The organism is Catonella sp. (assembly GCF_057250765.1).
Genome location: NZ_DBHIEC010000022.1, coordinates 32,097 through 45,505 on the forward strand (window position 1 = coordinate 32,097; position 13,409 = coordinate 45,505).

Here is a 13,409-nt window from a genome sequence, read left to right on the forward strand (position 1 = left end):
TTCAAGAGACAGGAAGTTTCAGGGCTGCTATTATACTCCTTCAAAGGTAGCAAAAAGGCTCTGTGACAACCTGATTCTCACGGATAAGATGGAAAGCAAGAAGATAATGGATCCTTGCTGTGGCACAGGAAACTTCATTTTACATCTTCCTGACTGCTTTGACTATAAAAATGTTTATGCCAATGACATTGACAGCCTGAGCGTGAAGCTTGCGCGAATAAACTATGCCCTAAGATATAAGGTAAGCGATAGCAAGCTTATTTATGACCATATTACTGAGGCGGATTATCTCTATTTTCCAATAAACAAGAAGTTTGACTACATCCTCGGCAATCCACCTTGGGGCTATCATTATTCGCACGAAGAAAAGCTTAAGCTTCGTGATAAATTTGAATGTGCAACTACTTTATCCATTGAATCCTACGATATATTTATTGAACAGGCGCTTAAGAACCTAAAAACAGGCGGAACCCTTTCATTCATCCTGCCTCACGCTATATTGAATGTGAGATCACATACACCGATAAGAAAATTAATCTTAGAAAAATGCTCCTTTGACTATATTGAATTCCTTAGTAAAACCTTTGATAATGTGCACTGTCCTAGCGTGATATTGCAGATGAAGTACACTGGTTTTCCATTTTCATCCTTGGGTATGAGGGTTAAGGAAGAAAAGAGAGAGTATACAATCGATATCGAGAGGGGATTTAATGCAGACTACTGCACTTTCAATACAACTGATGAGGAATATCTTATAATAAAAAAGATAGAAGATACTACCTTACATACAACACTAGCCGGGCAGTCCACCTTTGCACTCGGTATAATTACCGGAGATAACAAGAGATTTATAACTGATGAGAAGACAGATAAAAACGAGCAGATACTTAGTGGCAGCAATGTATTTAAGTTCAAGTCAAAAAACTCCGGCAGATATATAGAGTTTAAGCCGGAACTTTATCAACAGGTTGCTCCAACTGAGAATTACAGAGTTAAGGAAAAACTGATATATAGATTCATCTGCAACCAGATAGTTATGGCTTATGACAATAAAAACACTCTTACTCTAAATAGCTGTAATGTGCTCATACCTCAGATTCCGGGGCTTTTTATCAAGTACGTGATGGGAATATTAAACTCGAGGATAGCTCAGTTTTACTTTAGGAAGATGTTTGACTCGGTGAAGGTTCTTAGGTCACATATTGAGAGGATTCCTATACCTGTGGTGGGAGTTTCCGAGCAGGAAAAGATAATTGAAGTTGTTGACAAGATACTGGGACTTGGTGTCAAGGCTGATGCCTTTAGGACTATTAAGCTTTATAACGAATTAGACCATAGGGTAGCAAAACTTTATGACTTAGATGAAAGGGAATACAGTATAATACTTAAAAGTATGGATAAAGATAACCTATTTTTACCATAGATGCCTACAAATCCTCCTATACCAAGAGCTGTGTGCGAAAGCACACAGCTCTTTTATTAAATGATGAGATTGGGGGCATACATTCATTTGGCAAATGCCAATTTTTAGTGTAAAAATCCTTCCTTTTTAAGGACAGGTCTAAGCGCAAGATACAGAACAGTTGCAAATACAACCGAAGCTACAGCATTTACAGAGGTTGTAAGAGCTGAAATCTTGGCAAATGCTTCTGATATTTCCTGTGGAAGCCCAAGCACATACTGTTTGTAGAAATATCCTACAAGAGGATCTGCTACTATGTTGAAAAGCAAACCGCAGGATGCTGAACAAACTGTAGCAAGTACGAGCTTCTTCTTCTCGACTATTTCATTAATCTTAAACCCCTTATGTGCTACAAGCCCTACGATAAGACCGATAAGAAGCTTAAGTATAAAGGTCTTTGGTGCACTTGTAGCGTAACCGCTCGTAAGATCCGCTATGGTAAGTCCTACAGCTCCTGCTGAGCCACCCATGGCTCCTCCTATGAAGAGTGCGCCAAGTGCCACAAAGGTATTACCAAGGTGAAATGCAGTCTTCTCTGTACCTACAGGTATATCAAATCTAAATACCTGAAAACCTATATAGGATAAGGCCGCAAAAAGTGCAGCCAAGGCAAGCTTCTTTACCCTGTTATCCGTACCTGTTTTAACCATTTCTTTGCCTACATTATTCATATCAAAACTCCTTTCTTCCCTAAAGCATAAGTCTCTTTAGTGGTTATATGATAAAGGATTTTTGGCATGTAATAAATATCCAGTTTTTAACTTTTTTATAGTGCCAGTTGTGTGTTTTTCTCATAGAGCTTAAGGACCTCTTCTCTTGATAACTCAAGAAGTTCCGCTCTTGATTCCTTAGAGAGCTCGTGAATATAAATTGGTTCTCCGTATTCTATAGTCATCCGATTACTCTTTATCCAAGGCAGATGGTCCTCGAATACCTTGTCAGAATTGGTTATGGCAACAGGAACTATAGGGCATCCCGCCTTTTCAGCCATCTTAAGGCTGCCCGGTTTAAACGGAAGAAGTCCCTCCCCGCTGTTTCTTGTTCCCTCCGGGGAAATAAACATCGAGGTACCCCTTTGGATATTCTCAATACCTTTAAGTATTGCCTTTATACCCTCTCTTGGATTCTCTCTGTCTAAGAACACACATTTGATATTTCTCATCCATACTCTAAGTCCGGGTACCTTGGCTATTTCCTTCTTTGAAACAAAGCTAGCAAGCACAGGTACTGTATAGTAGGCGAGGATTATATCAAAGAAACCTCTGTGATTAAAGATAAAGAGAACCGACTCATCTTTTGGTATCCTCTCAAGTCCTATGACATTCTTCTTAATTCCCGAGATGAATAGTATCTTTCCAAAGGCCGATTTTACTATGCTTTGGCTTATCTTTTGCTTTAATTTCTCATTGAATTTGCCTACAAGCCAAAGAAACGGCAGGGCAAATAAGCTAAACACACCAAATATAACTAAGTACAAAACTACTATTATAGTCCTCATCCTGTCTCCTATTTAAGCTCCGCCACCTGTTTATTGGTCTGAAGAGCATTGTTGTAATTATCTAAAAGCTTTTTCTTTGCATCCCATAGTCTCTGTGTCAAATCTACGTGTACCTCGTGTGGATTGACAAGACGTCTGGTTTCATCCCAAAGTGTGTTTAATTCCTTCTCACAATAGTCTCTAATCTCCATTACACTCGGAGAGGTATATACGCACTGTCCCTTGATAAACACCGGCTTAAGAAGCTCTCTTACCTTGAATTCACCCGGCATCAAACGGGTCTTTTTCCAAGTTTCTATAGGGTCAAACATCATATATTCTTCATCTTCTGATATTTTCTCATCTGAAAATGCGATAAGGTCTCCCTTAATCTTGCCTTCAAGGTCATATATTCTAAATATGGTCTTGTCGCCGGGATTGGTTATCTTCCAGGTATTCTCTGACAGCTTAATCTTTGGCTCAAAGGATCCGTCTTCTTTCTGGATCGCAGCGAGTTTGTATACTCCTCCAAACGCAGGACAGTCCGCACTTGTGATAAGTTTAGTGCCTACTCCCCAAGAGTCTATGCTTGCCTTTTGCAGCTTAAGTGAAGATATAAGGTTCTCATCAAGGTCAGATGATGCCACTATGCTTGCATCACTAAATCCTGCCTCATCAAGCATTTTTCTTGCTTTCTTTGATATATATGCAAGGTCTCCACTGTCAAGCCTGATACCGTATTTTCCAAACTTTATTCCTGCTTCCTTCATTTCGCTAAATACCTTAATTGCATTAGGCACTCCAGAGCGCAGAGTATCATAGGTATCAGCTAAAAGGATTGCATTGCCCGGATAAAGCATGGCATATTCCTTAAATGCAGTGTATTCATCAGGGAAGCTCATTATCCAGCTGTGTGCATGGGTTCCAAGGACAGGAACTCCAAACTTCTTGGCGCAGATTACATTACTTGTGCCTGCACAACCTCCTATAACAGCCGCCCTTGCTCCAAGGGTGCCTGCATCAGGGCCCTGGGCACGTCTTAAGCCAAACTCCATAACAAAGTCTCCCTCAGCAGCGTAGCACACTCTTGCAGCCTTGGTAGCTATAAGACTCTGATGATTGATAAGGTTAAGTATGACTGTCTCTACAAGCTGAGCCTGCATGATAGGTGCAACCACCTTAACAAGGGGCTCCATAGGGAATACTACAGTTCCTTCAGGTACTGCATATATATCTCCCGTAAAATGAAATCCTGAAAGATAATCAAGAAAATCCTCATCAAACATACCAAGTGAGCGGAGATATTCCACATCTTCATAGTTGAAGTTAAGGTTTTTGATAACATCGATAACCTGTTCAAGGCCTGCAGCTATAGCAAAGCCGTTGTCCGAAGGATTTTGCCTGTAAAACATATCAAAAACCACCACAGGGTCTTTCTTATTCTTAAAATATCCCTGCATCATAGTAAGTTCATAAAAGTCTGTAAGTAACGTAAGATTACCAACCATTTTAACCTCTTTCACCTCTGTTATTATTGTTTATTTGTTCAACATCTTAGCTATATCTTCTTCAGTTTCAGGCATCTTTTCTTCTGCACTGCTCTCAGAAGTTTTGTCATCTTTATTCTTATTCATCATTTTTGAAAATTTCTCAGAAAGGTCAGGTATCATGTCTAAAAGTTTGGTTATTGTATCCTGGTTCTTGATATTAACAAGCCTTACATTTCCATTTTTGATGACTAAGACTGAGCTGGGTGTAATCTTGCCTGACATAGCTCCTACCCCGTTATCCTTTTTCTTCGACTCACTGGCAAAGGCTCCCGCTCCTGCACCAAAAGACACATCCACAAGCGGGAGAATGGTCGTTCCATCTTCAAATTTAATTGCATCTCCTACCACTGTCTTGCTGGTTATAAAACCATCCATTCCCTTAAACAATGCAGCCATTGTTTCATCAAAATTATTACTGGCCATCACTTCCTCCTTTAACCCTTAGCAAAACTCTTTTTGCATCTGTTGAAATTCCTTAATAACGCCTTAACCTTCTTGCTAAATAAAAGCTTTAAACCTATTAAAAGCATAGCAAACATTCTTATTCTTCCTACAAATGAAGCATCCACCTCTATCACTTCTTCCTCCCATTCAGGAATAATCTCAAACTTACCGGCGTACAGCGGATATAAAAAGCAAAGATAAGTAAGATACTGACCTTCAGTATATACATCTCCTGTGCCAAATCTGAGCCAGCCTTTTATTTTCTTAGGCAGTATCATTTTAACCAGAATTTTGGACTGGGTTAAAAGATAAAATACTCCTTCTGCTGTGCCCTCTGCATTTATAAACCTTAAAACAGCGTCCTTTTTATTGTTAAGATTAAGAAATGTTTCAGTAAATGCGGTCCACTTAGCCACAATCTTTTCTTTTATTTCCTCTATTTTAGCAAAGATACCTAATTTTTTCTTTTTTGTTTTTTTATTTTTTTCTTTTTTATTTTTTTTGCTTTTTAGGTTTTTACTCGCCTTATTTTCTTCATTTACTTGTTCACACACCGCTTGTTTACGGTCCACCTGTGTAACATCTTCTTGTTTTCCTGATTCTGATTTGCTCTCTTCCTTCTTACCACCTTCCCCTTTTTCTGTACCCCGTTCTACTGTTGTAACCTTAGGTGTCCGTGTTTCTGCCTCTAGCTTTGTTCCTGTATCTAACTCATCTGCTTCAGGCTCTGTTATCCCAGTAGATGTTCCACCCTCTCTTGCATTAGTTTCTGTAGCTTTTTTACTTGATATAAGAGTAAAAATGGCTGCCTTTGCCTCATAGCTTAGCTCATCTTTATAAATGGCTCTTGCCCTTAACAATCTAAATAAGAAACTAACTTCTCCGTCTGCTTCAAACTGCTTACCCACGTATTTTACTCTTATTTTGTATACAAATGGAACGAACAAAAACAGTATAGCTATTAGGAGAAGGAGTCCCAGTAAGCCTAGTAAAACAAGGCCTATAACTTTTAGTATGGCAAGCAAAATACCGATAATCCCCATTATACTCACCTCTTTCGCTTTTCTTTCTTAAGCCAAAGCCTTGCGACAAGCATAATTGCTTCTTTCTTTGAGCCTGTTAGTCCAATAAGCTTATAACAGCCCTTTTGGTAGGGACTCTTCCTGAACTCATTAAGAGAAATAATCTCATATAGATTGTGAGGATTCTGTGGTTCAAAGACTCCGAATGCACCAATAGGCGAAAACTTCCCCTTCCTAAGGGAACCTATAACCTGTTCCCTTATCAAGTCAGACTTCATCAGTCCTTCCACAATGAAAGTTTCGCCTATTATTATCATTATATCACCATTTATTCACACATAATTTCAGTAATTGCGTTTATAGTTCCCACGAGTTCTTCCCTGCTGTTACAAGAAGCGAGCGATGATCTTATATAATCCATAACCTCGGTTCTATTCCCAAAGTAAACAGGCACACTTCCTATTACCTGTGCTATTATCCCACGCCTTACGCTTCTGTCAACTTCTTCAAAGATTCTTTCAAACTCTGCCTTTAGCTTCTCTTTAAGTGCCTCCAAGTCAGCAATCTCAACAATTCCAACCTCTTCGAGGTCAGTAAGATCTGCAAAAAGGCTGCCCTGCTTTAAGATACTGCACTTGTGCAGGTCATCATACTTTTCAGCTAAGCTAAACTCTGAAGCCTCCTTTGCAAATCTGTTTAGTACATCAAAAAGTGTACCTTCAAAGCTGTGAAGCTCATCATATATACTTTCAAGCTTACCCTCAAGCTGTGAGAAAATCTCTGCCATCTTCACATCAAATTCATCAAGGCTCATATCTTCATTTGCAAAGCTTTCATTTGTAAACTTTATCATTTCAATTTCAAGCCCTGCTTCTGACATATCGATATTATTCCAGTTAAGCAGTACCGCATAGAGGTCATTTACAACCTCCATAACCAAGATACCGTCGTCTGTAAGGTCTGAACACCTTGCTATAACTGCATTTAACTTAGCACTCTCAGAGAGAAGCTTCTTTTCTGTAGCCTTGTCAAATTCATAATTCTTATAATACTCAAACTCATCCGCAATATCAGGATAGAGCTTCTGCATCTTGTCAAGGTCGTAAATCATACCTGCCTGCCTAACCATATAGGCAAACGCCTTTAGAGCCTTCTTCTGACCTCCGGTGTAGCGGTCTACAGAGTTCTCGATGATATCAAAGAACTTACCCTTAGTATATCTGACAGGCAGCTCAGATATCACTCTTTGAATCTTAGAATTGATAGCAATATTGTCATCATCCTCAAAGATAAAAGCAAGGATTTTTCTTGCTTCATCATCTGTGTCAAATTCTTTTCCGTCATATTCTTTGTTTGGGAGCTTTCTTGAAAGCACATAGTTAAAATTCTCAAAAGCACTTAAGAAGGCGGTTACTGCATCTACCCCTTCTTTAACCTCTTCCCTTATTTTCTCAACTTCCTCGATGCTCTCCTTAGAAAATTTACCTTCAACTATAACAGACTTAATGAGAGCATTTATTTTCTTCTTTGCTCCATCAAAGCTCCTATCAGTTTCCTTTTCCTTTGTATTTACAAAATAGTTTGCATAGTTCATTGAGAGATTAAGAATTGCTGCCTTCCCATAAACTGCGGAAAGCTCGCCTGCAAATGCAGTCAGGCTTCTTTCAAGATTCCTTCCCTTCTTAATATCCAACATAGCGCTTGTTTTCTTACTCATTATAATGTCCTCACTTATATTTTATTAAAGAAAATTCTATTGCTTTTTTATATGCTGATGTGTAAATAAATGCTCGTTGCAGTATTCATAGTTTCCATCACATTTTGAACAGAATCTGAATTCCAGGTTTGGATCGTCAAGCTCCGTCCTACCGCAAATGGCACATTTATGTCTTGCAATTCCCGTTTCTGTGCGGAAGCTTCTCTCGCCGGCCTTATTCCTTGATTCGAACTTCATCCTCCGCATCTTGTTATTAATCTTCTGCCTGTAATTCTTGGTTGAAAAGTAAAACCATATAAAGTTAAGCATAGCAACAACTATTGCAATCGCAAACATAAAATTGCCTGCAGCAGCGTTCTGCACTATCTGAAGCACTACAAAGGCACCGTAGAAGATACCGAGGTACTTCATCTTGATAGGAAGAACAAACATAAGGAGCACCTGATAATCAGGATACATCGCACAATACGCAAGAAGAAGGGATTCGTTGATGTAATTTAGTCCGAAGTACATTCCTGATAGTCCGTCTCCTGTCACTGCGTATGTGATAATAGCAGCAATTATATTAAAAATAATTCCCGAAAGATAGTAAACATTGAATCTAAAAGTACCCCAGGCATATTCGAGGTTCGTACCCAGTATCCAATAAAAATAAAGTGTAATACAAAAAAAGACAAGTGAAGTTCCACCACTCACGCTTGACATTGGCTCCAGTATAAAGGTAATAAGCCTCCATACCTGCCCCTGCATAATCTTTTCAATATTTAATGAAAGATAGGAAATATAAAATAGAGGATTGACCACCGATATCAGAGCACCTACTATGTATACTCCTATTATGTATAGCATGAGATTCTTAATTGCGAATCTGCCAAACTTTCTTTCCATTTTATCCAGAAAATTATTCATCATATTCTCCTATTTTTTTGTATGCCAAAGAATAATAAGCTAAGCAGCACTCAAGTCTATCCCATATTATATATCTTTGACACTTATATCCTTATAGGATATACCATACTATTATAAATTCTATTAAAACCCTTGTCAACAAATTACTAAATATGTACGAAAGATAGAATAATACAGTTTTGTGTTAATTCTATGTTCTTCCCTATTTCGTGAATATTTAGGGGAAAATGTATCTAATTAAGCACATTTTTGTAAAATTTTTCTACTGTCCTTTTTTTTTCGTTGTGGTATAATATCGTGGATTCAAACTAATTGCGTCAAATATATTTCAACGAAGTTAAGGCTTGTATATGCCTTGTCTTCGTTTAGAATGGAGAATATTTTATGTCAGAAACAAAGTATCGCCTAGGTATAGACATAGGCTCTACTACAGTTAAGGTTGCTCTTATAGACGATAATCTGAAAGTACTCTTTTCAGACTATCAAAGGCATTATGCCAATATTCAGGAGACTCTCGCTTCTCTTTTGCACGATGCAATCAAGACCTGTGGCAATGCTAACGTGTATGCAATGATAACAGGCTCAGGCGGTCTTACCCTCTCAAAACATCTTGACATCCCATTTGTTCAAGAGGTTATTGCGGTGGCAACGGCCCTTAAGACCTTTGCCCCTCAGACAGATGTAGCAATAGAGTTAGGCGGTGAGGATGCCAAAATCATCTACTTTACAGGTGGAATCGAGCAGAGAATGAACGGAATCTGCGCTGGTGGTACAGGCTCCTTCATCGACCAGATGGCAAGCCTCTTAAAGACTGATGCCGCAGGACTTAATGAATATGCTAAGAGCTATCAGTCCATCTATCCGATAGCTGCCCGTTGTGGAGTATTTGCAAAGTCGGATATACAGCCTCTTATCAATGATGGAGCTACCAAGCCCGACCTTGCAGCTTCTATCTTTCAGGCTGTTGTAAATCAGACCATAAGCGGTCTTGCCTGTGGTAAGCCTATCAGAGGAAATGTAGCCTTCCTTGGCGGACCTTTACACTTCCTTACTGAGCTACAGGCTGCCTTTGTAAGAACTCTTGAGTTAGGACCAGAGAACATAGTTGCTCCTGAGGGTTCACATCTATTTGCCGCCATGGGCTCTGCAATGAGTTCTAAGTACGAGAAGGCTACGACTCTTTCCCAGCTTCACAATACTCTTCACAACAAGGTTAGTATGGATTTTGAGGTAGCAAGGCTTGAGCCTCTCTTTAACAGCGAGGAAGAATACGAAGCCTTTAAGGCTGAACATAAGAAGGCTGAGGTAAAGAAAGGAAATCTCGCTGACTACCACGGAAAATGCTTCCTTGGTATAGATGCAGGCTCTACCACTACCAAGGTAGCTGTTGTAGCTGAAGATGGAACCCTTCTCTATTCATTCTACAGCAGTAATAACGGAAGTCCACTAAAGACCTCCATTAAGGCATTTAATGAAATACATGAACTCATGCCTAAGGACTGTAAGATAGCAAGAAGCTGTTCTACCGGCTATGGAGAGGCTTTACTTAAGGCTGCCTTTCTTCTTGATGAGGGTGAGGTTGAGACTGTTGCCCACTATACTGCCGCTTCCTTCTTCAATCCAAAGGTAGACTGTATCCTCGATATCGGTGGTCAGGATATGAAGTGTATCAAGATAAAAGACGGCACAGTTGACGGTATTCAGCTTAACGAAGCCTGTTCATCGGGTTGTGGTTCATTTATAGAAACCTTCGCTAAGTCCCTTAACTATGAGGTTGCAGACTTTGCTAAGGTTGCACTTTTAGCCGAGAACCCTATTGACCTTGGCTCCCGTTGTACTGTGTTTATGAACTCCAAGGTTAAACAGGCACAAAAAGAGGGTGCGAGTGTAGCAGACATTTCCTCAGGTCTTGCTTATTCAGTTATTAAAAACGCCCTTCTGAAGGTTATTAAGCTCACAGACCCCAAGGATTTGGGTGAAAATATAGTAGTTCAGGGCGGAACCTTCTACAATGATGCCGTGCTTAGAAGCTTTGAAAAGGTATCAGGTACCAAGGCTATAAGGCCTGACATTGCAGGTATAATGGGTGCTTTCGGTGCTGCCCTTATAGCAAGAAAGCACTACAGGCAGGGCGATGAGACCACCACTCTATCCTACGAGCAGATAAAGAATCTTAGCTATGAGACAAATATGGAGAGATGCCAAAAGTGTAATAACCACTGTATGCTCACTGTCAATACATTTACAGGCGGACGAAACTACATATCAGGTAACAGATGTGAAAGAGGTCTGGGGCTTGAAAAGAATAAGGACAATATACCTAATCTTTTTGAGTATAAGATGCAGAGAACCTTCGGTTACAAGGCACTCACTGAGAAAGAAGCCACAAGAGGCACTATTGGTATTCCAAGAGTGCTCAATATGTATGAAAACTACCCTCTTTGGTTTACTTTCTTTACCAAGCTTGGGTTTAGAGTTGTGCTCTCTCCCCGTTCAAGCAGAAGTATATACGAGCTTGGTATTGAGTCAATTCCAAGTGAGTCAGAGTGCTATCCTGCTAAGATTGCACATGGCCACGTTATGTGGCTTCTCAAAAAGGGCGTGAAGCATATATTCTACCCTTGTGTAATATACGAGCGCAATGAGACACCTGACTCGAATAACCACTACAATTGCCCTATTGTTACCTCTTATGGTGAGAATATTAAGAACAACATGGAAGAGCTTAATGACCCTTCCATTACCTTCGAGAATCCATTCCTCTCACTTGAGTCTGAAAAAATACTTACTGACAGGCTTGTGAAGATATTTGAGGGAAGAATCCCAAAGGCTGAGGTAAAGGCTGCGGCAAAAGAGGCTTGGAACGAACTTCTCCAGTCTAAGAAGGACTTAGAGGCAAAGGGAGAGGAAGTAATTGCCCACCTTAAAGAAACAGGAATGAAGGGAATAGTGCTTGCCGGAAGACCTTATCATGTGGATCCTGAGATTAACCATGGTATTCCTGAGCTCATTACTTCCTTTGGTGTTGCTGTTCTTACCGAGGATTCGGTGGCACATCTCGGACAGGTTGAGCGTCCTCTTGTGGTAATGGATCAGTGGATGTACCATTCAAGACTTTATAAGGCTGCCTGCTATGTAAAGACCAATCCTGCACTTGATTTGATTCAGCTAAACTCCTTTGGATGTGGTCTGGATGCTGTAACTACAGATCAGGTAAGTGATATACTTGAGCGTGCTGGGAAGATATACACCGTACTTAAGATAGATGAAGTAAATAACCTCGGTGCAGCTAGGATTAGAATCCGTTCTCTGCTTTCTGCAGTAAAAGACAGGGAAGCTAATCCTATGCAGAACTTTGATATCTCCTCTGCTACTGACAGGGCTGTATTTGAAAAGGAAATGAAGGATTATACCATACTTTGTCCGCAGATGTCACCTATCCACTTCGAGATGCTTAAAACTGCTATCGAGTGGGGTGGCTACCATATCGAACTGCTTGCAGATGAGCATTCTGTAATCGATACAGGACTTAAATATGTAAACAATGACGCCTGCTACCCTTCTCTCATAGTCGTAGGTCAGATTATGAGTGCAATAAAGTCAGGCAAATACGATGTAAACAAACTTGCAATCTTCATCAGCCAGACCGGAGGAGGCTGCCGTGCATCCAACTACATAGGCTTCATCCGTAGGGCACTTAAGAAGGAAGGACTTGCACATATCCCTGTTATTTCCCTTTCCGTTCAGGGACTTGAGAAGAACCCGGGCTTTAGTGCTACCCCTCCTATCCTGCTTCGCTGTCTTCAGGCTCTTGTGTATGGCGACCTTTTCATGAGGGTGTTGTATGCAACAAGGCCTTATGAGCTTGTAAAAGGCTCTGCTGATGAGCTTCACAGGAAGTGGGAGAAAAAGTGTATAGAAAGTCTTAAAAAGGCTTCGATGATTACCTTTAACAGAAACTGCAAGCAGATTGTAGCGGACTTTGATACTCTCCCTCGTGTAGAAGGACTAACCAAGACAAAGGTAGGCATAGTAGGAGAAATCCTTGTTAAATTCCTTCCAAGTGCTAATAACGGTGTTGTAGAGCTCCTTGAAAATGAAGGCGCTGAGGCAGTAGTTCCTGACCTTATAGATTTCCTCCTCTACAGTGCATACAATACTAATTTTAAGGCTGAAACCTTAGGTAAGAGCAAGAAAAATGCCTTTATAAGCAATAGGGCAATTGACCTTATCGAGTTCTTTAGAAAGCCTGCGAGAAAGGCTCTTAGAAAGAGTAAGCACTTTGTAGAACAGAGTTATATAACTGAGCTTGCTGAGTATGCTGAGCCAATCGTGTCTCTTGGCAATCAGACCGGTGAAGGTTGGTTCCTAACCGGAGAAATGATTGAGCTTATCAAGTCAGGTGCGACCAACATCATCTGTACCCAGCCTTTTGGCTGTCTCCCTAACCACGTAGTAGGAAAGGGTGTAATCAAGCAGTTAAGGCTCAAGTATCCGGGCACCAATATCGTAGCTGTTGACTATGATCCGGGTGCAAGTGAGGTTAATCAGCTTAACCGTATTAAGCTTATGCTTGCAACCGCTGAGAACGAACTTCTTAGAAGTTAGGATAGAATATATTGGGATAGTCCCTTCGGGGGCTATCTTTTTTAATTTTAGGTTTAAAGACTTAGTTATGCTTGGAATAATAAATTTCAGGCTCGCTATGGCATCCACTTCTCTTAGAATTTTGGTTATTTTGTACACTTTTCTTTCAAATCTTTGTGTACTTTACCGTTGTTTTTAATTTGGATTTTGTTTATAATACTTCTTGTCGGGGTGAGTTACA

10 protein-coding genes are annotated in these 13,409 nt (G+C 40.1%); 2 read left to right on the forward strand and 8 right to left on the reverse strand.

What is annotated here, in order from left to right; genetic code table 11:
- Nucleotides 1-1,423, forward strand: a 1,423-nt coding sequence (locus ACO6HM_RS10715) for a TaqI-like C-terminal specificity domain-containing protein (protein ID WP_485391038.1), incomplete at its 5' end; no start/stop codon positions are given.
- A 104-nt stretch (nt 1,424-1,527) separates the two neighbouring features.
- On the opposite strand, the gene ACO6HM_RS10720 is transcribed toward ACO6HM_RS10715, so the two are convergent.
- From ACO6HM_RS10720 to ACO6HM_RS10755, 8 genes are all read right to left on the reverse strand, one after another.
- Entirely contained in the window at nt 1,528-2,133 is a 606-nt protein-coding gene (locus ACO6HM_RS10720; RefSeq protein ID WP_485391039.1) for an ECF transporter S component, read from the reverse strand.
- Between the two features lie 95 nt (nt 2,134-2,228).
- On the reverse strand, nt 2,229-2,960 hold the full coding sequence (locus ACO6HM_RS10725) for a lysophospholipid acyltransferase family protein (protein WP_485391040.1): 732 nt from the start codon (nt 2,958-2,960) through the stop codon (nt 2,229-2,231).
- A gap of 8 nt (nt 2,961-2,968) precedes the next feature.
- On the reverse strand, nt 2,969-4,447 hold the full coding sequence (locus ACO6HM_RS10730; RefSeq protein ID WP_485391041.1) for a nicotinate phosphoribosyltransferase: 1,479 nt from the start codon (nt 4,445-4,447) through the stop codon (nt 2,969-2,971).
- Nucleotides 4,448-4,477: 30 nt separating this feature from the next.
- On the reverse strand, nt 4,478-4,912 hold the full coding sequence (locus ACO6HM_RS10735) for a GerW family sporulation protein (RefSeq protein ID WP_485391042.1): 435 nt from the start codon (nt 4,910-4,912) through the stop codon (nt 4,478-4,480).
- Nucleotides 4,913-4,923: 11 nt separating this feature from the next.
- Nucleotides 4,924-5,976: a hypothetical protein gene (locus ACO6HM_RS10740; protein WP_485391043.1), complete on the reverse strand. Its 1,053-nt coding sequence runs from the start codon at nt 5,974-5,976 to the stop codon at nt 4,924-4,926.
- 5 nt (nt 5,977-5,981) lie between these two features.
- Nucleotides 5,982-6,272: a hypothetical protein gene (locus ACO6HM_RS10745; RefSeq protein WP_485391044.1), complete on the reverse strand. Its 291-nt coding sequence runs from the start codon at nt 6,270-6,272 to the stop codon at nt 5,982-5,984.
- A gap of 11 nt (nt 6,273-6,283) precedes the next feature.
- Nucleotides 6,284-7,672 carry a hypothetical protein gene (locus ACO6HM_RS10750; protein ID WP_485391045.1) on the reverse strand — a complete coding sequence of 463 codons (1,389 nt, stop codon included), beginning with the start codon at nt 7,670-7,672 and terminating at the stop codon, nt 6,284-6,286.
- A gap of 36 nt (nt 7,673-7,708) precedes the next feature.
- A complete protein-coding gene (locus tag ACO6HM_RS10755; protein WP_485391046.1) occupies nt 7,709-8,581 on the reverse strand; it encodes a hypothetical protein in 873 nt (290 codons plus the stop codon).
- A 384-nt stretch (nt 8,582-8,965) separates the two neighbouring features.
- Here ACO6HM_RS10755 and ACO6HM_RS10760 point away from each other — a divergent pair, with 384 nt between their 5' ends.
- Nucleotides 8,966-13,189, forward strand: coding sequence for an acyl-CoA dehydratase activase-related protein (locus tag ACO6HM_RS10760; RefSeq protein WP_485391047.1), 4,224 nt, complete (start codon nt 8,966-8,968; stop codon nt 13,187-13,189).
- The last annotated feature ends 220 nt before the right edge of the window (nt 13,190-13,409 follow it).